We start from the raw sequence: 24,443 nt of genomic DNA, 5'->3' as shown, positions 1-24,443 counted from the left end.
AATCTAAAGAAAAACAGGCTGTGCAAATCAGCACAAACCTGTTTTTCTTTAGTCTACTTGATAGATGACAGCTTGATAAGGTTTGAGTTTTCCCAGCGCTGCCTCTTCGTAATTGTTGATTAGCAATTTTAAGTTTTTATCCTTTAATTTCTCCGGTAATTCATATTCCGTTGCTTTCCCAAAGACATTCACCAAAATAATCCACTTATCTTCTTGATATGTTCGCGTATATGCATATATATCCGGATGTTCCGCTATCATTAGATTATAATTTCCATAGATGAGTCCCTGCTCTTGTTTCCGTAATGCAATCAGCCGTTTATAAAAATTCAAAATTGAATCGGCATGGTCTTGCTGTTCCTCTACATTGATAGCTGTATAATTTGGGTTTACTTTCATCCACGGTGCTCCTGTTGTAAAACCGCCATTTGCTTCATTGTTCCACTGCATTGGTGTACGGGAATGGTCTCGGCTTGTCTTAGCTAATGCAGCCAATATTTGCTCTTTCGGAACGCCTTTTTCCAGCTGCTCCTTATAAAAATTCTTTGAATCAACGGCATCATATTCCTCGATTGATTCAAATGGCGCATTCGTCATTCCAATTTCCTGTCCCTGATAAATAAATGGCGTTCCCTGCATCATAAAATATAGTACAGCGAAAGCTTTTGCCGAAGCTGCATGATACTTTTCCGGGTCTCCCCAGCTGGAAACAGAACGCGGCTGATCATGATTTTCTAAAAATAATGCATTCCAACCGACTTTCTCCAGACCCTTCTGCCATGTGGTAAACACATCCTTCAGTTCTTCTAAATCAAGCCCTTCCCCTGTTTCACGTCCCCAAAGATTGAGATGGTCAAATTGGAAAATCATATCAAATACCCCATGCTTTTCACCAACCCAGTCATCTGCCTGTGAAAGTTTCACGCCGTTAGCTTCCCCAACAGTCATAATGTCATAGTGATCCAGCGTTGCTTTTTTAAACTCCTGAAGGAATTCATGGATGCCCTCCTGATTCATATGTCCTTTAAAGGAAGGAACGTATTTTTTCTTTTTCGGGTTCGGCATATCTGGAAAGCTGAGTTTCTTTTTAATATGCGAGATTGCATCCACACGAAAGCCGTCAATTCCTTTATCCAGCCACCAGTTGACCATTTTGTATAAATCATTCCGGACTGCTTCATTTTCCCAATTTAAATCGGGCTGTTTTTTAGAAAAGATATGCATAAAGTATTCTTTTGTCTGCTCATCATATTTCCAGGCTGAGCCTCCAAAAATAGATTCCCAGTTATTTGGTTCTTCTCCATTCTTTTTCCCTGGATGCCAAATATAATAATCGCGGTATGGATTATTCTTCGATGACCTCGACTCGATAAACCAAGGATGTTCGTCAGAGGTATGATTAATCACTAAATCCATAATCAGACGCATGCCTTTTTGATGTGTTTTTTCAAGAAGCTCGTCAAAGTCCGCCATTGTCCCAAACTCTTTGGCAATCGCTTGATAATTGCTGATATCATAGCCATTATCATCATTAGGAGATTGATAGACAGGGCTCACCCAGATAACATCGATCCCTAAGTCCTTTAAATAATCTAATTTAGAGATAATGCCTTGAATATCGCCGATTCCATCTCCATTAGAATCCATAAAGCTTCTTGGGTAAATTTGATACGCTGTTGCTTCTTTCCACCATTTTTTATTCATTTTTCGACTTCCTTTCTTCGATCGCTGTGTAGGTTATTCGCTTAAACTAAAATAAGTCTATAGTGTTATAATAACATTAATAAACATATAAAAAGACTCTATAAAACAGAAAAATCAAACTCATCAAAAAAATAACGATTACACTTATCATAATCGTTATTAATCGGAAAAACAGCCAAATACTATATATAGCGACACCTATTTAATTGGCAATACTAATTAATATTCAATTAAGACATGAATAAAATAGTATAGGTTCTATTTGATACTATTTTATTTGATATTTTGTCCATAAATTTAATCAGATATATTAAAAGATAATTTCATTTATTTTTTAAACTGGTTTTCACACTCAAAATAAACACTTTTCATCTGTTCAAATCGTTATAATAACAATATAAAGCATATTTACAAAGAAATGAAAAGTTCTATTAAAATTAAAATTTATATTTTTTCACTTTTTTAAACGAACAGATTCACGGTAAACAATATCGTGTGGGATTATAATCCTTTTTCTAGTTAGCTTCTGATTCATGCACATCTTAATAATTGCTTTTGCTGACTCTACACCTAGCTGATAAATTTGAATATCAACAGTTGTCAACGCTGGTTTTATAATCTCTGAAAAATAAATATTATTGAAACTAGCCAACGATATATCTTCAGGAACTTTAAGTCCATATTCCTCTAACATGCTAATAACACCAACACTAATTAAGTCATCACTTACAACTATTGCATCCGGCTTAACTTCAAGTTTTAAAATTTGTTCCACAGCTTCTCTGCCGCCAGACTTTAAAAATTCTGTATGAAGCGCATATTCTTTTAGTACAGGAATCGCAGCTTCCTTCAAAGCCATTTCATAACCCTTTTGCCGATCAATAGTTACAACAAGATCAGCTGCTCCTCCAATAAAGGAAATACGTCTGTGCCCATTTTCTATTAAATACGCGGTAATATCTTTTCCTGCTTTTATGTTGTCGTTATCTACATGAACAATTTCATTTTTATACTCTAAAGGTTTTCCTACTATAACAAACGGAAAATCTTTCTCTTTTAAGAAATCTATAATTGGATCATTTAAACGGGAATAAAGTAAAATTATTCCGTCCACATACTTCCCTAAAACCATTCTTTCAACTTCTTTAAACTTTTCTTGCTCTGTTTGGCCAGTTGATAAAAGTATTGAAAATTGTTCTTGATGAAAGTAAGAACCTATTCCTCTTAAAACCTCTGCAAAAAATGGATTTTGCAGAGATTTATCTGCGGAGGAAGGCATAATGACACCAATTGTCTTTGTAGACTGTACAACTAAATTTCTTGCGGTTAGGTTAGGATGATAACCTAAATCTTGCATTGCTTTTCTAACTTTTTGCTTTGTCTTCTCGCTAATCCTCGAATTATTTGCAATCACTCTTGATACGGTGGATGGAGAACATCCGGTAGCCTTTGCTATATCCTTAATAGTAACAATTTTTATCACCCTCTAATTAGCTGGTTTATACAAATTTAGATTAAAACATTATATATAATATCCTTTCTTATATTTTAACCTATACCCTAGCCTTTTGTACCGCCTGAAGCCAAACCAGAAATTAAGAATCGTTGCAAGAACAAATAAATTGTTGCAATTGGTACAGCAATTAATACAGAACCTGCTGCAAATCTAGTAAAATTATTAGCAAACTGATCATTAATAAAATTATACAACCCTACAGCTAATGTATAATTCTCTTCACTGGATAACACAATAGAAGGAAGTAAGAAATCAAATAATGGAGCCATAAAATTAAATAAAGCAACCACTTCTAGAATTGGTTTTGCTAGTGGTAAAAGAATACTCCAAAAAATCCTAATAGGTCCTGCTCCATCGATTTTAGCGGCTTCATCCAATTCCTTTGGAATCGTATCAAAATACCCTTTTACAAGCCAGGCATTAAATGGTATTTGTCCTCCTAAATAAATTAAAATTAACCCTGTTAAAGAATCTAATAATCCAATCATATTTAAGAAAATGTATAGTGCTACCATCGCCATCATTACAGGGAACATTTGTAAAAGCAAAAAGATGTATAGCCCATTTTTACGTCCTACAAATTTAAACCTTGAAAAAGCATAAGCAACAAATGCTGTCAAAACAACACTTCCAATAGCGTTGGCAAAAGCAACAATTAACGAATTTTTATACCATAATAGATAATCACTTTCCGGACTGAATAGCCATTGATAATGTTCCAATGAAAAATTATCTGGAATAATACTAGAAGAATACAGACTTGTACCCTGATTCAGTGACATACCAATTGTCCAAAGAAGCGGATAAAAAATAACAACGGCAACAACTGCCAATATGAGATAAATAGCAGTTAATTCTAGCTTCGATTTTAATTTTGAATTCATTAAATGTCACCTTCTTCTTTAAAGGATCTTGTTCTACGGAATTGGTAAAAAGCAAACCCCGATACAATCAATCCCATAATAATTGAAATAACAGCTGCCATTGAGTAATTATTTGTATCAAAAGTTAATTTATATACCCAAGATATCAGAATATCCGTTCCACCAGCATTCTGTCCTCGTACAGCAGGACCGCCTTCATTAAATAAATAAATGACGTTAAAATTATTAAAGTTTTGAGCATATTGCATGATCAATAATGGCGCAGTTGCAAACATAACATGAGGAAACGTAATATTTTTGAATTTTTGAATCCGTGAAGCCCCATCAATATCTGCTGCTTCGTACCAATCTTTTGAAATACTTTGTAGTATCCCTGTAAATAGTGCAAAAATAAATGGAAACCCGAGCCATGTTTGTACCATAATAATAGCTACCCGACTATAGAGCGGGTCACTCAGCCAAGCCACCCCATCCCCGCCAAATAAAGGAATAATAATATCTCGGTTAATCGCTCCAAAATCATCATTAAACATCGCAGCAAATACAAGAATGGTCACAAACGCTGGAACAGCCCATGGCAAAATTAAAATTGTCCTAATTAATTTTTTAAATTTTAGTCTTTCATCATTTACCAATACTGCTAGAAAGAAACCTAAAGCAATCTGTAACGTTGTAGCAACTACCGTCCAGACAATGGTCCAGACAAATACACTGAAAAAGGTTTCTTGCCAAATTGGAACAGTAAATAAGTTTTTGAAGTTATCCAAACCGACCCAGTCTACTAAGTTCCGTGGCGGGGAATGGTATAAATCATAATTTGTGAATGCTAATAACAGAGAAAACAATAAAGGAAAAATAACAACAAAAATCATTAAGAATAAACCTGGAAAAGTAATAATATAAGGGAACGAATAGTCATAAACTTCTTTAATAACTTGTTTAAAACTTAATGGTACCCATCCCCTTTTTATTTTTTGGGCTTGTTTTCTGGCATCGAGCACATTAAACACATAAAGTGTAATTGCTATCACTGTAACAATTAAAGACAATACTCCTAATACCAGTAATCGAATGGAATGGTCAACCCCTGGGATAGTACCTAATGTACGTAAACCCCAAAGGCCGTAATTTATCGCCTCTAAAAATGCAAATAGAAATGCTCCTTCGATAACAATAAAGATAGCTCCTTTAATGTATCTGCGGTTATATAACTGACCTAACCCTGCAAATAATATGGAAAGTATAGTAGCAATAGCAGGGTTATGTTTTTGAAAATTCTTTTTTGGCTTTTTTTCTGGAGTAGTCAACCTTCCCCCTCCTTCAACTTTAAGTTAATGTACATAATAAAACCTCTTTTACATGCAGTTTGTTTAAATTAAAAAGAGGAGCTTATCTCCTCTTTTAATTATTCTCCTCCGCCTGCAGATTGTATATTATTATTAATCTGATCTACAGCTTCTTCTAACACTTCTTGGGCATCTTGCCCTTCAGCCAGGAATTGTAATGCATTTTGCATCGGTTCCCACACTTGAGCCATTTCTGGGGAACTCGGCATTGGGACGCCAAACTCGATTTGTTCAGCAAAGTCTGCATACATCGGATCTTCGATATTATTTAAAGCCTCTTCATTCGGAGGTAACTCTCCTGCAATATCATAATAAGTTTGTTGGTTCTCTTCATTTGTAATAAACATTGCTAAATCTTGAGCCCAATCCTTATTATCTGAATAATATGAAACCATCCAAGATTTAACACCTACAAATGTGGCGCTTGGCTCATTATTTATTTGTGGAAAAGGAGCAAATCCTAAATTATCACCTAAAGCGTTTTCATAAACTGGAATACTCCATGGTCCATTTATAACTGCACCTATTTTCCCTTCCGTAAACAATCCGTCAATTACATCTGCATTTGTACCTGCGGGGATTTTCCCAGATCCAAAAAATTCTTGATAAAATTCTCCGCCTTCAATTGCACCATCATTTGCTAAACCTACATCTGTCACATCATAGTCACCAGCTTCTCCCCCAAAGATATAACCGCCATAGTTTACTAAGAATGGATAAGCAAAATAGAAATCATTTGGTCTCATCAAAAATCCGTATTCGTCATTAGAAGCATCCGTATGTTCTTCAAGAATGTCTAACACATCTTCCATTGTTTCTGGAGCTTCACCCACTATACTTGTATTATAAAAAATACCATATGTTTCAATAACTGCAGGTAATCCATATATATCTGTTTCATCATCATAAGTATAAGTTACAGCGTCTACTGCTGCATCTACATATCTATTTAATTCATCATCGGTAACATCAAGAGGTTCTGCTAGTCCTTGCGCAACAATATTTCCAATTTGGTCATGCGGTTGATAGAACAAATCTGGCCCATTCCCTTCAGGTCCAGCTAATGATAACTGCTGTAATTGCTCAACCATTGGTTGTCCTTCTACCCTAACTGAAATGCCTTCCTGCTCTTCGTACCTCTCTACAATCTCATTAATGGCTTCCATTTGCTCATCTTGATCATTCATCCAAATCACTAGTTCTTCTGGTTTTTCTTCTTCTCCGCCAGCACTTTCTTCTCCAGGTTCTTCTCTGTCAGGTGCACATGCTCCTAAAATTAGAACAAACAAAAAAGAAACTAATGCAAAGAAACGAACTTTCCCTCTCATATTCCCAACTCCTTTTTTTATTCCACATTTGCGCAAACGTTTGCACAAATATTCTAGAGTTAATACTAATCTATTATTTATTTTTTTGCAAGGGGTTTCAAAAAATATTTTTTTGTTGAATGGAGAAGTGTTAGAAAAATAGTCATTTTTTCCAATAGAAAAATTTCTATTATATTTTCCTCTTGACTTATGACAGACTTTTTGCCAATAATAGATTTAACTACTTCATGTTTCACTAAAAATTTAAGGGCAATGCTTTGTCATAACAACAACCCCTGTTTTCTTAACCAGAAAGCAGGGGTTGTTTATTTTTAAGGAGGAGTTCCATGTTAAAAGAAGCCATATATCATAGACCGAAAGGGAATTTTGCTTACGCTTACAAAGAGAAAACATTGCATATTCGGCTGAAGACGAAGAAAAAAGATGCAAACAAAGTAAGCTTGATTTACGGTGATCCCTATGATTGGAAGAAGAAAAAATGGACTTATAAGAAAAAGTCGATGTCTATTTCCGCTTCAGATGACTTATTTGATTACTGGTTCATTGAACTTGATGTGCCTACGAGACGCTTAAGATATGGTTTTGAAATAAGCGATAGGAAGAATACATTAATTTATACAGAAAAAGGGTTTTATCCAAATATAGAAACTGACGATATATCCTACTATTTTTGTTTTCCATTCATCAATCCAATTGATATTTTTAAAACACCTGATTGGGTGAAAGAGACAGTGTGGTATCAAATTTTCCCGGACCGGTTTGCAAATGGAAATAAGAAAAATGATCCGGAGAAGGTTTTGCCCTGGGCTAGTGAAGCACCTGCCTTAGACAACTTTTTTGGCGGGGATTTTGAAGGTATCATTAACAATTTGGATTACTTAACTGATTTGGGAATAAACGGGATCTATCTGACTCCTATTTTTAAAGCATATTCCAACCACAAATACGATACCATTGACTATATGGAAATTGATCCGCAATTCGGAGACAAAGAAACGTTTAAAAAGCTTGTGGATGAATGTCATCAAAGAGGAATACGTGTGATGCTGGATGCTGTTTTTAATCATAGCGGTCTGTACTTTGGTCCTTTTCAGGATGTGCTGGAAAATCAGGAGAAATCGAAATACAAAGATTGGTTTCATCTGCATGAATTCCCGGTAAAGGATGTCTATCCACCTAACTATGATACATTCGGATATGTTGAAACGATGCCAAAACTAAACACAGAGAACCCGGAAGTCCGTTCTTACTTTTTAGATGTTGCCGCATACTGGATTGAAGAATTTGATATTGACGGCTGGCGTCTGGATGTAGCAAATGAAGTAGATCATTCCTTCTGGAAAGCATTCCGCAAGAAAGTTAAATCAATTAAACCTGACTTATATATTCTTGGAGAAATATGGCATGATGCACTCCCATGGTTGGAAGGAGACCAGTTTGATGCAGTCATGAACTATCCGTTTACCTTGGCAGGTTTAGATTATATTGCCAAAGAAAAGATTGACACTAAACAATTTGCTGACCGATTATCCAAATCTTATGCTTCTTATATGGAAAACAGTAATGAAGTGGCCTTTAACTTGCTCGACAGTCATGATACTCCTAGAGTTTTGACAGAATGCGGCGGGGATGTTAAAAAGGTTCGTCTATTGTATGCTCTGTTATTCTCTTTCCCTGGCACACCTTGTGTGTATTATGGCGATGAAATTGGTATGACTGGAGGAGAAGATCCCGAATGCAGAAAATGCATGGTATGGGATGAGGAGAATCAAAATACCTCTCTAAAAAACTTTATTAAACAATTTATTCAACTGCGCTTTACTGAAAAAGCATTTACACAAGGGAAGCTATCTATTATTCAGCCAAAAAAAGATGACTATTATTTTCATTTTATCCGAACGGTTGAAGACAGCTCTATTCACTTTTTTATAAACCCTGCGAATCAACCGACTGAGGTATCACTTGACTGTACTTCTACTAATCACGTTTTTAATCTATGGAATCAAAAGAAAATGCCAATTGAAAATAATAGTTTACGCATAGAAGTGCCAGCTAATGATTTCCTTATTTTAAAATTACAAAATTAGTATTATCTAATGATAGAATATATTTTTTAATTTCTTTCACCGGGTGTTATTTAAAATAAATAGTAAAAATAAGGGCTTAAATTTTTTTCATTACGAAATTATATAGAGTAAAAGTAACTGAAAGATATCTGTAATGAAAATGGAAATGTATTAGGATTTGCATTAATGACAATAGACCGCAGAAGGCATATTATTTTTATAAGATATAAAAAAGGAATTTCACATAACATGCGAAATTCCTTTTTTTCTATTTTTAGCTAGTTATATTCTCAGTGTTTTTGTCTTAAGCCCACCACATAGAAGCTGGAGGCTCCACGATATTCACCTGTTTTAAGTTCTTCACTGCAGCTTGAAAACCTTCTTCAACCGACATAATCGGATCTTCATGCTCTATACTAATCACATAATCATAGCCATATGTCCGAAGCGCACTCACAATATTCGACCATTCCTGAATACTATGGCCATACCCTACGGAACGAAAAGTCCAGGCACGTGTCTGCACTTCTCCATAAGGCTGCATATCAGTCAGCCCGTACATATTCACATTATCCTGGTCAATATACGTATCCTTAGCATGGAAATGATGAATGGCACCAGCTTTTCCAAGAATCTTGATTGCTGCTACCGGATCAATTCCCTGCCACCATAAATGACTCGGATCCAGGTTCGCCCCAATGGCATTATTTGTTGCTTCCCGCAGTTTTAGCATCGTATGCGGTGTATGGACGAGAAAACCGGCATGCAGCTCCAATCCTACTTTGACACCATGGTCTTCTGCAAATTGTCCCTGCTCTTTCCAATACGGAATCAATTTTTCTTCCCATTGCCATTTTAAGATATCGGCGTATTCCGTCGGCCAAGGGGTTACCGGCCAATTAGGATATTTCGAATCTTCATGGGAGCCCGGTGTACCTGAAAATGTATTAACAACCGGAACATCCAGCATCTCTGCCAAACGCACCGTTTTGATGAATGTATCATGGCTGGCTTTTGCCTGAGCTTTATTTGGAGAAACAGGATTATCATGACAGCTGAATGCGCTGATGGTTAATCCGCGTGATTCAATCTTATCTTTAAATTCTTTTCGCTTCTCACTGCTTTCCAATAATTCATCGATTTGACAATGCGCTGTACCGGGATTACCGCCTGTCCCTATTTCTACCGTATCCAGTCCAGCACCTTTCACATAATCAAGCATGTCTTCCAGCTTTTTATCTGCAAATAAAACCGTAAATACACCTAATTTCATTTTTCTCAGCCTCCCTTTAATTAATCGAGATACTTTTTCCCTGTTCACTGCTTTCATAAATGGCATCAATGACCTTCGTTACCTGCAGCGCATCCTCTGGACTGCTTTTCAATGTATCTTTCCCCAAGCAGGCATCGACAAAATTCTGTGCCTGTAAAAGGGCCGCTTCCTGTTGATCTTCCTTCGTATCGGCATGTGTCTCCACCATTCTATGATACTTCGGCTGATAGAATTCATAAGGAAAGACATTTACCCCTCCATTTTCGCCGGATATCGAGATATGTGTTTTATCCGCTTTGATATTTGCGGCCCAGGAGCATTCAAATAGCAGGGTGCTTCCATCATCAAAACGGATGTAGGCACTCACATGGTCATCGACGTCAATCGCTTCATGATCATAGCTTCCCCAGTCGTTAACCTGATCTGGCTGCTTACTTAAACACTGATAGGTTTGAGCATTGACCTCTATTGGTTTCGAAGGGGAAACAAGCCAAAGGGCTGTATCAAGTAAATGGCATCCCCAGTCAATCAAGCTTCCTCCGCCTTGAAGCTGTTTGTTTATAAATACACCCCAGCCTGGGACCTTTCTTTGCCGCATGGCTTGCACGCGCGTAACAATAGGTGCTCCCACTTCCGGCATCGACTCTTTTGCCAGCATCACAGAATCTACAAAACGATAATGATATCCAACCATTAATAGTTTATTATTTGCTTCTGCCGCTTCCAGCATGCGCTTTCCTTCATCTGCATTCATTGCCATTGGTTTCTCACATAAAACATGAACCCCTTGATTTAAGGCAGCAACTGCTATTGATTCATGAAATTTATTTGGTGTGCAGATGGTCACCGCATCTACGTGCTTGAACATGTCCAAATAATTTTCATATACATGAGGAATCGCATATTTTTCCGCTACTTCCTTCGCGCGGACCAAGTTAACATCCTGTACACCTGTTATTTCTACTTTATCACTTAATGACTGATAAACAGGGATATGGCGGTTTTCCGCTATTCCCCCTGCTCCAATCAGTCCCATTTTCAAACGCTTCATGATTTGTCACTTCTCCAAGGAATAGATTCTTTTTGTTTCAACGGATTCTAATGCTGCTAAAATAATAGCGAGCGATTTCTTTCCTTCTTCACCGTCGATCAAAGGTGTTGTATCATTTTGAATGGAATCAATAAAATGATCAATGACATGTGTCGTTGTCTGGCCGCCTTCATCATTGGACTGAATGGCGCCCAGCTCGTATTTTACTGTTTCGCCATTCGTATATTGAACAACTAAAGAATACGCCGGATCATCTTCTAAACGTAATGTAGCTTTCTCTCCGTAAATAATGGTGGAATTATCTTCTTTCGCTGTATAAGCCCAGCTGGCTGCTAATGTACCAATCGTGCCTTTTTCTGATTTGAGTATCAGCGTCGCGTTATCATCTACATTTGCATTTTCTTTTGCACTGGTTTCCACGAACGCACCAACCTCTACAAATTCATCCTGTAATAAATAACGGATTAAATCTGCTTTATGCACGCCTAAATCACCCATTGCCCCAATAAATGCTTCGTCTTTTTTAAAGAACCAGCTATCTTTGCCATCTGCACTCCATCCTTCGGGACCGCCATGTCCAAATGTGGTACGGAAGCTGTAAACCTTGCCAACCGCTCCAGATGCAATCAGTTCTCTGACTTTTTGATGCGAGTTGACAAAACGCTGATTATGTCCGATCATTAATTTCTTTCCACTCCGCTGTGCCGCTTCAATCATCTGATCTGCCTCTTCTGCAGAGGTTGCCATCGGCTTTTCACAAAGCACATGCTTTCCGGCATTCAGTGCATCCACACTGACAGGTGCATGTAAGTAATTTGGCAGACAAACGCTGACAGCATCAATGTCATCTTGTTTCAACAGTTCCTTATAATCTGTATATGCCTTTGCTTCATATTTAACCGCTGCTTCTTCTGCCCGTTCCCCGACGATATCGCACACTGCCGTGATTTCCACATGTTTATTTGCTGCATATTCCGGCAGATGGCGATGCTTTGCTATACTTCCGCATCCGATAACCGCTATTTTCAAACTCATTTTACCGCTTCCTCTCTCTATCTTGATTTATTTTTCAATCGGCTGATAATTGCCATACGTATGCTTTGGAGTATCTTGATTCTTAGCCCATTCTACTGCATTTTTGATTACTTGCTGGACCTCAGCCTGATGATACGTCGGATAGGTTTCATGGCCAGGACGGAAATAGAATATCTTCCCTCTGCCGCGTTTAAATGTTGCTCCGCTGCGGAAGACCTCTCCGCCGGTAAACCAACTGACAAAAACCAATTCATCTGGAGCAGGAATATCAAAATGCTCTCCATACATTTCTTCTTTTTCAATTTCAAAATATTCGCCGATTCCTTTGGCAATGGGATGAGATGGATCTACATTCCATACACGCTCTGTATCATCCGATTCACGCCATTTTAAATCACAGCCTGTCCCCATCAGTGATTTAAAGATTTTAGAGAAATGGCCGGAGTGAAGAACAATTAATCCCATTCCTTCTAATACACGCTGTTTTACGCGTTCCACAATGTCATCCTGTACTTCCCCATGCGCCATATGCCCCCACCAAACCAGGACTTCTGTGTTATTCAGCACTTCTTCTGTTAATCCATGCTCCGGTTCGTCTAATGTCGCTGTTGTTACGTCATGCCCTGCTTCTGTTAAAAAGCCGGCGATTGCGCCATGGATACCTTTTGGGTAAATGGATGCAACGGTTTCATTTGTTTTTTCGTGACGATTTTCATTCCATACAGTTATATTCATTCCTGTACCTCCTAGTTGTCTTATTTGCGTAAAGTAACGATTAATAAATCCAATAGAGAGAAAAACAGATCACAAGGATATAATCGCTTTCATTTACAGATAATCTAATTATTATCATAAAGGATATTCTATCAATTTAACATAAATGATATAATGAAAACATGAACTATTTAATTATAAAAGGAGAAAAATATGAGAGTCAGCTTTTGCGGTTATTCCTATCATAACCAATTATTTCACACGATGCATAAATCTCGTTATGCCTCTTATCTGTTTCGATTACAGATCGAAGGTAAAGCGAAAATTAAAGTAAACAATGAAACACATCATATTGAAAAAGGCGATTTATTAATTGTCAAACCCGGGGAAACCTATGAACTGCATGTAGCAGAAGGCCAACAAAGCGGTGACTATTGCTTATATTGTGAAGGCGAAGAAGTTGACCAGCTTTTTCGCCACAGGCCAGTACTTTCCAAAATTACGATGGATCACACCGTTTTAAATTTATGGCAATCCCTCTTTATTGAAGAAAGAAGACCGGAAAAAGAAAAGAATAGTAAATTAACTCACTACTTGCTAAGTGCACTTTGTGTTTCTCTAGAACGCTCATTGGATAAAAAATCAACAGACATTAACAGACCTTATATTGTTACAAAGATGATGCGCTATATTGAAGAAAATGCAACCAAACAAGACTTCAAAATAAATGATATTGCAAATTATTGTAATATGAGTGTGTCAAGATGTGTTCACCTTTTCAAGGAATATATTGGACAAACAATGGTGGAATATGCACAATCGATTCGGATTTCTACCGCAATCAATCAGATGAAATATACAACAATGACATTAGAAAATATTGCCCAAAACTGCGGCTTTGGCTCTTATTCGTATTTTCACCGTGTTTTCAAGAAATTTCATCTTGTTTCTCCAAGGGAATATCGTGAGAAAATGTTTGAATCTTAATGGTTGAATAAGCAAGTCAGTAAATTAAAAATTCCAGTGAACCATCCAAAGCTAAATAGAATTTATACCTTTAAACAGCTATATCTGAATTACTTATAACTCTATACCCCTTTGTTGGCTTATAGCAATAGTACCTTTAAGTATTGCAGCCCAGGAAGTCAAAAATTAATAGTTACTTTTAAAAAAAGTTATTTAATGAACTATGCTAAAGTTCTATTTTAATGGCAATTATCAAATCTCTTATCAAAATAATTTCAGTTATGCCGTGAGAGGTTAGATTAGAAAACTCTCAATAAAGAGAAACTTCCTTGTTTTGTGCTAAGAAGTTTCTCTTTTTATCCCTGTATCTTATCTTGGTCGTCTCTCTTTTGTTTCTGGGAATTTAGGAAACGGCTGATGCGGCATTGTTTGATACCAATATGCAACTGATGAAATATCATCTGCACGTTCAAACAATTTAATATCATCATTACCTATTTGTTGAAGCGTCACTGTCAATTTTTCATCAAAACGTATTGGATCCGGTAAATGCCAACGATACAGTCCATGCATTGGCAACGCATCTCTTCCGAATCCATGCGTCGGAATACTATCTTTAGTTGGAAAATTATCCCTTGTATGATCCTCCGTAGATTGAAAAGCATAACCTAAAAACGGTGTATTATAAGTGGATGATCGAATAACTCCATCTTTATGTTTTTTATGAAAAGCCCAAGCTCCGCCAAAATAATCTTCGGTACCTGTGCCGCAAATAGTCGGATATTTTTCATCATCATCAATATAGAATTTAAATTCTCCTTCGCCCCACCAATAACGCTCCAGTGCAGTTAAAGCAAGATAGGTTCCAACATAATGCCCCTTTCCTTCAATATTCCTGACTACCGTATAATCTTTTGCTTCCTTCGTATATTTTTCTCGACGCCATTGTGCATGAAAATATGCTGTATCATCGTCTATTTCGTCTTCTACGGTATAATTAATAGTGTAGAAGAAAGCATCAATATCTCCCTCGTGTTCATTTGTTATTTCGATACGTGCTTTTTTCCTAAATGGCATTGGAAAATAACAATTCATTGCTCCGGATGGATTAACTACGATAGGCATAGAATTAATATCACATCGTGTTCCAAAGCCATTACAGAAGAAGTCTCCCAATGGAGATTCAACAGATGGTGTTTCTTCATTATCCCAATACATCCGCAATACAAGATCTCTTAGTACAAAGCTTCCGTGTATGGTTGCATCTGTCACTGTCATCCAAATATGACGAATAGTTCCCGGCCCCTCTATTTCTGCCAATGTCAAGGTTTCCCCACTCTTTATTTGGATCATCGGGCTCCCTTTTCTGCTTGGTCCTAAATCACTTCCTTCTTTACCACCTTCTCCGGCTGCTCCAGTAGGATTCTCTGGATTAATAGACCTGCTTTTATTCTTTTTTAACTTTTCAATTCCTTCTAGTGTAAACATTTCAAAACTCCCTTTCTATATTATAATTTATCCTTTTATTGCTCCTCCGGTTAGACCGGAAATAATTCCTTTTCTGAATATAACTGTTAATATAACAATTGGTAGCATTGCAATGATTGAACCGGCAAATATGGTGCCGTATGGAATGGAATATGGACCACTGAATAGTGCAATACCAACCGAAACCGTCCGCATTGACGGATCTGAATTTATAATTAATGCCAGGAAGAATTCAATCCATGTTGCAATATAAGTGAAAATCGCTGCTGTAAATAACCCAGGCTTAATTAAGGGAAGGTATATTTTGTAAAAAATAGTAAATACATTTGCTCCATCAACTCTTGCGCTTTCTAGCAACGAAGTCGGAATCTGTACAAAATAATTTCGTAACAACCAAACTGCGAATGGCAAATTAAAAGCTATATAAGGGATTACCAGTCCAGTATATGTGTTCAACAAACCTAAATTATTCAGCATAATATAGACGGCCGGCGCAACGGTAACTGGAGGAAACATCGATAAAATCAACAGTCCAACCATCATTGGATATTTATTCGGTAATGGCAGTTTTGCTATAGCAAAGGCTGCCATACTTGAAAATATTAGTACAATAATTGTTGCAGATACAGATACAATCATACTGTTGAATAAATTTTCTAAAAAACCAAAATCAACTAATGCTTCCCGATAATGATCTAGTGTCCATGTTTCCGGAATTAAACTGGGCGGATAATCCCCCAATTCAGATGCCGGTTTTAAAGACGTAATAACTATCCAATAGAATGGGGCTATAATAATAGCCAAAAAACTAATCAAAACGGCATAACGGCCAGCAGTGGATAATCGTCGCATAGGTTAAGACTCTCCTTTCACAACAGAGCGAATCAGCGGATAAAATGTAATTGACAACATAATAATGAAAAATACAACGCTTACAGAAATCGCTGAACCTAGACCAAAATTCAAATTCTGAAACAATGATTTTTGTGCTAACATTGCAACTGGTTGGGTAGCATTACCCGGTCCGCCACCTGTTAATACAAACGGTAAATCAAATACCCCAAAAGCTTGTAATAAGCGAAAAATAATAGAAACTGCAATACTACCTTTAATAGCTGGCAACGTAATCTTCCAAAATTGTTGCCAAACATTTGCTCCATCCATGGAGGCAGCTTCATATTGATCCTTTGGAACCATTTGTAATCCTGCTAATAATATAATGACAACAAATGGGGTGGTCTTCCATATTTCTGCAATCATCATGCTGATAACAGCTGTATCGGGAGTCGCCAGCCAAGCAATTGGGCTGTCAATCAGATGTAGTGTTTCCAAAACATAGTTTAATACGCCATAGACAGCATTGTAGATGTATGACCACATCTGACCGGATACGACAGTGATTAACGCCCATGGGATTAACATAACAACCAGAGATACATTTAATAAACGCTTCACTTTATTAATCGCTAGCGCAATTAACAGTCCTAGCACAATTTCAACAGCAACCGTGACAAAAGCAAAATAGAATGTAAGCCATATGCTATCCCAATAAACCGAGTTGGTGAAGATATCAATGTAATGCTGCAGCCCAATAAAATCGAATATATACCCGCTGCTTGAGATATCTACATTGTTTAAGCTCATACGAATGGTGTAAAAAATTGGATAGAACATAATCGCTGCAAGCACCAGAAAAGCAGGAAGTACCATTAAATATCCGGGCACGTTTTTTTTCCATGGTCTATGATGCAAGGGTTGTTGATTCACATTTTTAGTTCTATTTGACATGCCTAAACCTCTTTTCTTGTGTTATAATCCAGATTCATTTGCTGATTTTATTTGTTCTTCCATAACTTCCAGTATTTCCTTAACATCTCGATCTCTGACAAACATATCATTCACATTCATATATATACCTTCAGAAATAGCATTATAGTTTGGAGATTTCGGCCTTGGTGTCGGAACTGCTTCTTGATAAATTTCTAATATAGGATATTCCTGAATCATTTCAGGATCTTCCGTAATACTGATATTGGTCGGAATCATATCATGTTTTTCTACCATCAGCCTTTGAGCTTCTTCACCTGTTAAATAATCCATAAAAGCTAAAGATGCTTCTAGGTTCTCTGTATTTGGGTTGATAAACACATTCCATCCGGATTGTGTTGTGTTACTTTCTCCGCCTTCAAAGGCAGGAAGCGGTACTATTCCTACATTTTCACTTATTGCAGAGGTGTCAGAATCCTGTAATTGACCATAGTAACTCATCCAATTACGTAAGAAAGCTGCTGATCCTGAACTAAACGTATTCGTTGCTTCATCTTCATGAAAAGTAGCTACTGCATTTGGTGTTGCACCGCTAGTAAACAATTCTTTTACAAAGGACAAAGCTTTTTCAGTTTCCGGTGAGTTAATCACGACATTCTCATCTTCATCTAAGACATCCCCGCCTGCTGCACGTAAATATTCTAAGAAATTTGTCGTTAACCCTTCATAAGAAGCTCCCTGCCAAACGAACCCGTAGTCTACATATCCCTCTTCTTGTAATTGTATGGAGGTTTCTTGCAATTCTTCCCATGTGCTCGGAACAGGCAACCCCGCTTCTTCTAAAATATCCTCGCGATAATAAAGAACGCCAATATTATCATAGAATGGAGCACCATAGATTCCGCCTTCGTAAGTAACAGAATCAATCAATGTTTCTGGAAAACGATTCCAAAATTCCTCTGGCATTACATTTGACAAATCCATTGCAATGTTTGCATTCCCAAATTGTGCTGGCCAATTGGAATCCCCGCTGTAAATATCCGGTGTTTCGTTTTGCCCTCCAATTGTGGTCGTATAATAAGTTTGTGATTGATTTGTAGTAGACGGCGCTTCCTCCAACTCAACATTAACGTTTGGGTATTGTTCTTCAAACCCTTCTATTAATTCTTGTCTTAACCCTAATCCGGAAAGACCTCCGCTTGACCATACAATTGTTCCTTCTGGCTCAGAATAGTCTACAGGTTCCTGCATATCCTCTTCAGAAGAAGCATTCTCATTATTACTACAACCTACTATTAATAAAAGTAGAATAATATTAGAAAAACAAATGATTTTTTTCATTTTCTTCATCCTCCATGAAAAGTTAAACGTTTAACTTTCGTGTTAAAAATTAATAAGTTTATCAAACTTATTATTTAAATTTTACTTTGAATACACCCGCAGGTCTCTCCAATAATCAATTTATTCTTTAACTCCTCTGTCTTTTTATTTTCTCCGTTTTTTATATCTAATAACTTTTGTATTGCTTGCTCCCCTATTCTTTGAACAGGTTGCTCAATAATAGTGATTTGCGGATGTAAAAATTCCATCCATGGTTCTATATCAAATCCTATAACTGCAATGTCATCAGGAATTTTTTTATCTCTTTTTTTCAGCTCTCTATATGCTCCTAAAAGTAATTGGTTATTCGTAATGTAAACTGCTTCTATACGAGGATTTTGGTCCAATAAATTTTTCATTGCTTTCTGACCAGTTTCAATACTTCCGTCACCACAAGCTATAAAGTTGTCTTTTACAGAGAAACCAGCAGATTTCATTGCCTTCATATATCCCTGTTTTCGATCTTCCATAGAGGAAACTTCCGTATTTGCATAAATAATACCTATTTCTTTATAGGAATGTTCGTTGATTAGATGATTGACTGCTTCAACTGAAATTTGTTCATTATTTGTAGCTAACGTATATTCTTCCAGACCAGGCACTTTACGATCCAAAAAAACCATAGATGTGTTATTTAGATAGCGTTTTAATTTTTCCTTTGTCCATCCTTTTGTTGGTGCCATAATAATTCCTTCTGCTCTTTGTTGCATCAGAGAATCAAGAAATGACTGTTGTGCTTCTATGTCTTCCCCTGTACTTCCTACAATAATTTTCCAACCTAAGGCTTCTGCTTGAACCTGTATTCCATTAAGTACATCTGTAAAAAATGGATTATAACCAATGGTTAAAACACCAATTAATTGGCTAGAACCAGATTTAAGCTGGCGAGCGGATGCATGTGGTATATAACCTAATGTTTCAACAGATTTTAACACTTTCTCTTTCGTTTCTTTCTTTACAGATTTTGTACCATGTAATACATGCGATACTGTAGCTGTTGATAAACCGCAATGTTTACTTACATCTTTCAAAGTTACGTTCAAAAGACACCCTCTCCTAAATAAAAAAGTTAAACGTTTAATATTTAATTACATAATAAAGATATCGCTTTCAATTGTCAATAAATATCGAGATTTTTTATTCACTTATATAAGTTGAACTTAATATTTTACCTTTCGGCAACCGCTACAGAAAAACACTTCTTTTCCCATGGTAGTCTCTAGGATTTTTCTCCGCTGGTTACAGTGCTTATCCTTTAAATAAATAGTTAATTTTTAGACACAAAAGAAAGATTTATTAATTCACTTAATATTGATTGCAATAGTAAATGTCTCACTCTTTGGAGTGACACTATACAATGTTTGAATAGAATTTCTTAATAAGTTGCCTAAGTCAACTTATTAAGAAATTCAGCGAACTCTCCTGCTAAAGTCTGACAGTTTATCAAAGGATTCGTTTAATATGCTAGAATTTTATTTATCTTTTATCAATACTATTCTCCAAAAATCTACTGTTAAGTTTCATACTTTTCAAATATTCTTCTAATCATAAAAGAGCTAACATAAGCAATAAAAGAAAAACCAATAAAAATATCCATATATAATTTTATTACCAGCCATAATGGTGAGAAGAGCATTAACACTCCGGGTCCCAGTATAAAGACAATAATTAATAAAATAAAATACATATTAGCTATACTTATTTTTATTACATTTATACAAGCTTCTTTTATTGTACACTTATAACGTGCAATATATGGAAAAATCAGTACAAGATATATACAGAAAATGGCCGAGAACATTACTAAACTCATTAAAATTATTGTTGAAAATTTTCCAGTATAAAATTGTAAAAAGAAATAGTTTAATGCTAGAATTATTCCGAATAAAGCTAAAAGCCCCCAAATAAGTGTACTTTGTTTGAAATTATTTTTGAATGCCTGCCAAAACCCGTTGATTAGCCCACCCTCTTCACCCCTAACCATTTTCAACGTAATTGAAAACATAGCAGTAACAGAAGCACCAATTGTTACAATCGGCAAACTGAAAAGGATAAACACTATATTTAGTAAAATCAATTCTACTACTCTAGATAAAAAATGATATACAGGACCGTCTATCCCTAAGATACTCCCCATGTTTTATTCCTCCCCAGTTGACACTATTCTTTAACAGATCCCACAACAATACCCGTTACAAAGTATTTTTGAAGAAAAGGATAAATCAATAATAAAGGAATCGTAGAAACTACTATTTTTGCTGCATTGAGATTCCGATTCTGTACTTCAGCAATATTCTGCAGCGCATCACTATTTGTACCAGACCTCACCAACTCAGAAATATCAATGGTAAGAGACTGAATATAGGTCATAATCGGATAGTTACTTACTTGACTCATATAAATAAGTCCTGTCATAAAATCATTCCAGTTACCTACAATACTAAACAATGCCACTGTTGCTAGAGCCGGCAAAGAAACCGGAATATAGACTTTAGTTAATATTTGCAGTGGACTGGCCCCATCAATAATAGCTGCTTCTTCCAAAGATTTTGGGACACCGACAAAGAAATTCATAATTAAAATCACGCTAAAAATTGGTACTGCCCCCGGTAAGACTAAAACCCAAATGGTATCTAATAAATTCAGGTTCCTGATGATAATATAGGTCGGAATTAATCCGCCGCTAAATAACATGGCAAAAACAATGATGTTCATATAGATATTTCTACTCTTGAATTCACGTTTCGTTTTGGATAATGGGTAAGCCATTAACACAATTAATGTCAAGTTAATTACTAAAGCAAGCACCACGCGCTGTACAGATATAAAGAATGATCTCCAGAACTGTGCATCCTCCATAATCATTTCGTAAGCACCTGTTGAAAAATTGACCGGCGTAAGTCCAACTATGTTAGCCGCCACTGCTGCCCCGCTGCTGAAGGATATAGCAACGATATTCCACAAGGGTAATAGACATATTAACCCCAAAAATATAACGATAAGATAAATGATAAATTTTCCCATTTTCGTGGAGAGACTATTTCCTTGTATCATTTATACTCCCCCTTAGAATAATTTTCTTTCTGTGAATTTTTTGGCTATATTATTAGCTGACAGTATTAGAATCAAACCAATTACAGATCTAAACAAACCTACAGCTGCTCCAAAACTGTAATCACGTCCGACCAAACCTTCTCTATATACATAAGTATCAATCGTATCCCCAGTTTCATAAACCATTGGAGAATAGAGGTTATATACTTGATCAAAGCCGCCTTCTAGTACACTTGGGAGACTTAAAATGGCTAAGAGCAGGATAATCGGCAGCATCCCCGGTAAGGTAATATGCCAAACACGTTTCCACCAATTTGCTCCATCCATACTGGCAGCTTCATGCAAGCCTGGATCGATAGAAGCAATAGCAGCTAAATAAATCACGGAGTTAAAGCCAAACTCTTTCCAGACATCCGAACCAATTAATAAGGGCTGAAACCAGGTATTACTTCCAAGAAAATTAATTCTATCCAGACCGAACGAATCTAAAATTTGATTAACCGTTCCGTCCAAACTAAATAAATTGACCACAACCGTTGCCAAAACTACCCATGATAAAAAGTGAGGTAAATAAACAATAGTCTGTACAGATTTTTTAAGCAATTTCACACGAATTTCATTTAATAAAATCGCAAATGCAATTGCAAGCAGCGAACCAAAAATAATTTTCCCTAATGCAATTACAATTGTATTCCGAAACACTTTTCCAATATCAGGAAGGTTGAACATATAACTGAAATGTTCCAGTCCTACAAACTCTGAGCCAAAGAAACCTTTTGCCGGTACAAAATCCTGAAAAGCCATGATGATTCCAAACATTGGCGCAAAGCTAAATATAAGCAAAAAAATCATTCCTGGCGCTAGCATAGCGTGGTAGGTTAATTTCGCCTTTTTCACATCTTTCTTACGATCACGTGCAGGTGCAACCTGATTATTTATTGCCAACTTCTTTCCCTCCTTTAAAGAAAACTTGGTATTCGTTAAAGGGAGTCTTGAAAGCGTATTTTGCTTTCTTAGAATCCCTTATGCTCTGGAGTGCAAGCCTTTCGGCGAATGCCTTAGTTGCGCTTATACTTGGTACCTAAAAATTTTTACTACGTCGAATCACTTCTGCGCTAAAATTTTATGCTTTCCTAATGTGTAACAGAGGGGCTGTTGCTCAACCCCTCTTCACTATCTATTCTTGTTGAGTCAGCTCTTCTTCTATTTCATCCAGGATTTCGTTACCGCCTTGATTATGCCAGTTGTCAACAAACGTATCAAAATAATCAACCGGCTCTGCTCCTGTTATAATCTTAATAAAGTCTTCTTCTTCTAACTTTGTTAGATTAGCTCCTTTTTGTTCCATTGTTGGTGTGTTCACCACATAAGCTGCTTCTACCCAATTAAATCGTTCTTCTTCCGTCAGCTTGTTCATTAACCCCCACCCTACAATACGGGAATGATAGCTAGACCAGTTAGAAGTTGGTGCGTCCTCAGGATTTTCCGTATAATTTTCAATTCCATTTATACTTTGTCTAACTTGAGGATTAGTAATTTCTTCAACAGCCATCTCTTCATTCAAAACAGCTTGAACATCTTGATAATCATCCAAATATGTCTGCATTGGAAGAACTACGATGTTAAATGGTTTCGTTGAATCATCGACACCTTGTTCCAAATATTCTGCGACCTCAGGGAACGTATTTTCCATATCCTCTTCTGTTGTATTTTCAATGTCGTCATAAAATAAGTTCAACATTTCGACTGCTTTCTCTGGATGCTCATATCCTTTCCTGACAACGATAAAATTACTGCCTGTTGTTTTTTGTTCGGGTACATTTACTTTGCCCTCATCATCCGCTAATGCATAAGCTGTAAATCTTGCATCATTATCCATCTCTCTAATATTCGATAACCCCCAGTCCGGTATGTGCCAAGGGCCTGTTGCGATACCTGTTTGCCCATTTGTAAGCAAGGCCATAATGTCATCAAATGATCTCGTTCCAAATTGCGGGTCAATGATACCTTCCTCAAACCAGTCATTCATTAATTCAAGTGCTTGTTTTGTACCTTCTGATGTTGATCCATAAGAAATACTGCCATCTTCTTCTATTAAATATTTTTTAGGCTGTCCTTCATAAACCGCAGCAATAGAATTCATCGTAAATGATCCATAATCTCCTGCATTTAAATAATTTTCAAAAGGTATCCCAACCGGATTGCCAGAATCACCTGGATCATTTTCAATGAAAGATTTCGCAACTTCTTCCAATTCGTCCAAAGTTATCAGGCTGTCTCCATCTTCATCTATTGATAAATCTAATTCTTCTAACCAATCCTCACGTATCCAAACCATTTGCGGTGCTGCCAGAGACTCCGTTCCCGGAAGTGCCATAAGGCTGTCCTCAAAGGTCGCATCTTCTAAAGGCTGATTATCATAGGTGGCATAGGTTTCTTTAATATAATCACTCGCATTTTCTTCATATACATCGCTTAAATCTTCAATTAAATCATTATCGACTAAATCTTTCAGCTCCTCTCTGGAAACGATCATCATATCTGGTAAATCTCCAGAAGAAATAGCCAAAGCTACTTGCCTGTTATAGTCTTCTCCCTCTGCTTCGAATGCATTTCGAATCTCTATATCTAATACTTCTTCAGCTACACGAGTATACGCATTATCTTCAAAAGTATCCCCTTCAGGCAGTTTAGGATTGGAGCCTGTCGAACGGCCGATATTGATAATAGGCTTGCCATCTTCTGTTGTTGTTTCCCCATCATTGGAAGATTTCTGTACACATGCAGCTAATGTACTGGTTAGCATTAATAAGATTATTAGTAATTTAATATTTTTCAATGAATCCGTTTTCATTTTCTTATAATCTCCCT

20 protein-coding genes are annotated in these 24,443 nt (G+C 36.6%); 2 read left to right on the top strand and 18 right to left on the bottom strand.

Annotation, left to right across the window (positions count from 1 at the left end; translation table 11 throughout):
- Window positions 1-48: 48 nt before the first annotated feature.
- The 5 genes from BN997_RS04775 to BN997_RS04755 all read right to left on the bottom strand — a co-directional run bounded on the left by BN997_RS04775 (window position 49) and on the right by BN997_RS04755 (window position 6,778).
- Complete coding sequence (locus BN997_RS04775; RefSeq protein WP_042530143.1) at window positions 49-1,704, bottom strand: glycoside hydrolase family 13 protein; 1,656 nt, start codon at window positions 1,702-1,704, stop codon at window positions 49-51.
- 454 nt (window positions 1,705-2,158) lie between these two features.
- Window positions 2,159-3,178 (bottom strand): LacI family DNA-binding transcriptional regulator, encoded by a 1,020-nt coding sequence (locus BN997_RS04770; protein WP_042535782.1) that lies wholly within the window; start codon window positions 3,176-3,178, stop codon window positions 2,159-2,161.
- Window positions 3,179-3,264: 86 nt separating this feature from the next.
- Window positions 3,265-4,104 carry a sugar ABC transporter permease gene (locus BN997_RS04765; protein WP_042530142.1) on the bottom strand — a complete coding sequence of 280 codons (840 nt, stop codon included), beginning with the start codon at window positions 4,102-4,104 and terminating at the stop codon, window positions 3,265-3,267.
- Window positions 4,104-5,411 (bottom strand): sugar ABC transporter permease, encoded by a 1,308-nt coding sequence (locus BN997_RS04760; RefSeq protein WP_042530140.1) that lies wholly within the window; start codon window positions 5,409-5,411, stop codon window positions 4,104-4,106. Before BN997_RS04760 ends, BN997_RS04765 begins: the two co-directional genes overlap by 1 nt.
- A gap of 98 nt (window positions 5,412-5,509) precedes the next feature.
- Window positions 5,510-6,778: a sugar ABC transporter substrate-binding protein gene (locus BN997_RS04755; RefSeq protein WP_042530138.1), complete on the bottom strand. Its 1,269-nt coding sequence runs from the start codon at window positions 6,776-6,778 to the stop codon at window positions 5,510-5,512.
- A 326-nt stretch (window positions 6,779-7,104) separates the two neighbouring features.
- Here BN997_RS04755 and BN997_RS04750 point away from each other — a divergent pair, with 326 nt between their 5' ends.
- Window positions 7,105-8,865: a glycoside hydrolase family 13 protein gene (locus tag BN997_RS04750; RefSeq protein ID WP_042530137.1), complete on the top strand. Its 1,761-nt coding sequence runs from the start codon at window positions 7,105-7,107 to the stop codon at window positions 8,863-8,865.
- Window positions 8,866-9,148: 283 nt separating this feature from the next.
- Here the strand turns inward: BN997_RS04750 and BN997_RS04745 are convergent, their stop codons facing one another.
- The 4 genes from BN997_RS04745 to BN997_RS04730 are packed head-to-tail and all read right to left on the bottom strand — an operon-like array spanning window position 9,149 to window position 12,938.
- Entirely contained in the window at window positions 9,149-10,117 is a 969-nt protein-coding gene (locus BN997_RS04745) for a sugar phosphate isomerase/epimerase family protein (protein WP_042530134.1), read from the bottom strand.
- A gap of 16 nt (window positions 10,118-10,133) precedes the next feature.
- On the bottom strand, window positions 10,134-11,168 hold the full coding sequence (locus tag BN997_RS04740; RefSeq protein ID WP_042530131.1) for a Gfo/Idh/MocA family protein: 1,035 nt from the start codon (window positions 11,166-11,168) through the stop codon (window positions 10,134-10,136).
- A gap of 6 nt (window positions 11,169-11,174) precedes the next feature.
- Window positions 11,175-12,203: a Gfo/Idh/MocA family protein gene (locus tag BN997_RS04735; protein ID WP_042530130.1), complete on the bottom strand. Its 1,029-nt coding sequence runs from the start codon at window positions 12,201-12,203 to the stop codon at window positions 11,175-11,177.
- Window positions 12,204-12,230: 27 nt separating this feature from the next.
- A complete protein-coding gene (locus tag BN997_RS04730) occupies window positions 12,231-12,938 on the bottom strand; it encodes a ThuA domain-containing protein (RefSeq protein ID WP_042530128.1) in 708 nt (235 codons plus the stop codon).
- A gap of 192 nt (window positions 12,939-13,130) precedes the next feature.
- Here BN997_RS04730 and BN997_RS04725 point away from each other — a divergent pair, with 192 nt between their 5' ends.
- Entirely contained in the window at window positions 13,131-13,904 is a 774-nt protein-coding gene (locus BN997_RS04725; RefSeq protein ID WP_042530125.1) for an AraC family transcriptional regulator, read from the top strand.
- Between the two features lie 348 nt (window positions 13,905-14,252).
- Here BN997_RS04725 and BN997_RS04720 read toward each other — a convergent pair whose 3' ends face one another.
- From BN997_RS04720 to BN997_RS04680, 9 genes are all read right to left on the bottom strand, one after another.
- A complete protein-coding gene (locus BN997_RS04720) occupies window positions 14,253-15,371 on the bottom strand; it encodes a glycoside hydrolase family 172 protein (RefSeq protein ID WP_042530123.1) in 1,119 nt (372 codons plus the stop codon).
- Window positions 15,372-15,398: 27 nt separating this feature from the next.
- Entirely contained in the window at window positions 15,399-16,223 is an 825-nt protein-coding gene (locus BN997_RS04715; RefSeq protein ID WP_042530121.1) for a carbohydrate ABC transporter permease, read from the bottom strand.
- A gap of 3 nt (window positions 16,224-16,226) precedes the next feature.
- The gene (locus BN997_RS04710; RefSeq protein ID WP_052484908.1) at window positions 16,227-17,159 is read right to left on the bottom strand and encodes a carbohydrate ABC transporter permease; all 933 of its coding nucleotides are present in this window, start codon (window positions 17,157-17,159) and stop codon (window positions 16,227-16,229) included.
- A 21-nt stretch (window positions 17,160-17,180) separates the two neighbouring features.
- On the bottom strand, window positions 17,181-18,479 hold the full coding sequence (locus BN997_RS04705; RefSeq protein WP_052484907.1) for an ABC transporter substrate-binding protein: 1,299 nt from the start codon (window positions 18,477-18,479) through the stop codon (window positions 17,181-17,183).
- A 74-nt stretch (window positions 18,480-18,553) separates the two neighbouring features.
- Window positions 18,554-19,561, bottom strand: coding sequence for a substrate-binding domain-containing protein (locus BN997_RS04700; protein WP_042530119.1), 1,008 nt, complete (start codon window positions 19,559-19,561; stop codon window positions 18,554-18,556).
- Window positions 19,562-20,031: 470 nt separating this feature from the next.
- Window positions 20,032-20,655, bottom strand: coding sequence for a YesL family protein (locus BN997_RS04695; protein ID WP_042530117.1), 624 nt, complete (start codon window positions 20,653-20,655; stop codon window positions 20,032-20,034).
- Window positions 20,656-20,678: 23 nt separating this feature from the next.
- Window positions 20,679-21,572, bottom strand: coding sequence for a carbohydrate ABC transporter permease (locus BN997_RS04690; RefSeq protein WP_042530114.1), 894 nt, complete (start codon window positions 21,570-21,572; stop codon window positions 20,679-20,681).
- Between the two features lie 12 nt (window positions 21,573-21,584).
- Entirely contained in the window at window positions 21,585-22,439 is an 855-nt protein-coding gene (locus BN997_RS04685; RefSeq protein WP_084613013.1) for an ABC transporter permease, read from the bottom strand.
- A 310-nt stretch (window positions 22,440-22,749) separates the two neighbouring features.
- On the bottom strand, window positions 22,750-24,426 hold the full coding sequence (locus BN997_RS04680; RefSeq protein WP_052485102.1) for an extracellular solute-binding protein: 1,677 nt from the start codon (window positions 24,424-24,426) through the stop codon (window positions 22,750-22,752).
- Window positions 24,427-24,443: the final 17 nt, after the last annotated feature.

The sequence above is a fragment of the Oceanobacillus oncorhynchi genome, from assembly GCF_000821065.1.
GTDB lineage: Bacteria > Bacillota > Bacilli > Bacillales > Amphibacillaceae > Oceanobacillus > Oceanobacillus oncorhynchi.
The sequence above is the reverse complement of the archived record's forward strand: the minus strand, read 5'-3'. Positions and strand labels throughout refer to the sequence as shown.

Excerpts from the sequence above, each read along its gene's own strand:
- BN997_RS04775 (WP_042530143.1), bottom strand. The coding sequence starts at position 1,704 with ATGAATAAAAAATGGTGGAAAGAAGCAACAGCGTATCAAATTTACCCA.
- BN997_RS04765 (WP_042530142.1), bottom strand. The coding sequence starts at position 4,104 with ATGAATTCAAAATTAAAATCGAAGCTAGAATTAACTGCTATTTATCTC.
- BN997_RS04755 (WP_042530138.1), bottom strand. The coding sequence starts at position 6,778 with ATGAGAGGGAAAGTTCGTTTCTTTGCATTAGTTTCTTTTTTGTTTGTT.
- BN997_RS04750 (WP_042530137.1), top strand. The coding sequence starts at position 7,105 with ATGTTAAAAGAAGCCATATATCATAGACCGAAAGGGAATTTTGCTTAC.
- BN997_RS04745 (WP_042530134.1), bottom strand. The coding sequence starts at position 10,117 with ATGAAATTAGGTGTATTTACGGTTTTATTTGCAGATAAAAAGCTGGAA.
- BN997_RS04740 (WP_042530131.1), bottom strand. The coding sequence starts at position 11,168 with ATGAAGCGTTTGAAAATGGGACTGATTGGAGCAGGGGGAATAGCGGAA.
- BN997_RS04735 (WP_042530130.1), bottom strand. The coding sequence starts at position 12,203 with ATGAGTTTGAAAATAGCGGTTATCGGATGCGGAAGTATAGCAAAGCAT.
- BN997_RS04730 (WP_042530128.1), bottom strand. The coding sequence starts at position 12,938 with ATGAATATAACTGTATGGAATGAAAATCGTCACGAAAAAACAAATGAA.
- BN997_RS04725 (WP_042530125.1), top strand. The coding sequence starts at position 13,131 with ATGAGAGTCAGCTTTTGCGGTTATTCCTATCATAACCAATTATTTCAC.
- BN997_RS04720 (WP_042530123.1), bottom strand. The coding sequence starts at position 15,371 with ATGTTTACACTAGAAGGAATTGAAAAGTTAAAAAAGAATAAAAGCAGG.
- BN997_RS04715 (WP_042530121.1), bottom strand. The coding sequence starts at position 16,223 with ATGCGACGATTATCCACTGCTGGCCGTTATGCCGTTTTGATTAGTTTT.
- BN997_RS04710 (WP_052484908.1), bottom strand. The coding sequence starts at position 17,159 with ATGTCAAATAGAACTAAAAATGTGAATCAACAACCCTTGCATCATAGA.
- BN997_RS04705 (WP_052484907.1), bottom strand. The coding sequence starts at position 18,479 with ATGAAAAAAATCATTTGTTTTTCTAATATTATTCTACTTTTATTAATA.
- BN997_RS04695 (WP_042530117.1), bottom strand. The coding sequence starts at position 20,655 with ATGGGGAGTATCTTAGGGATAGACGGTCCTGTATATCATTTTTTATCT.
- BN997_RS04690 (WP_042530114.1), bottom strand. The coding sequence starts at position 21,572 with ATGATACAAGGAAATAGTCTCTCCACGAAAATGGGAAAATTTATCATT.
- BN997_RS04685 (WP_084613013.1), bottom strand. The coding sequence starts at position 22,439 with ATGCTAGCGCCAGGAATGATTTTTTTGCTTATATTTAGCTTTGCGCCA.
- BN997_RS04680 (WP_052485102.1), bottom strand. The coding sequence starts at position 24,426 with ATGAAAACGGATTCATTGAAAAATATTAAATTACTAATAATCTTATTA.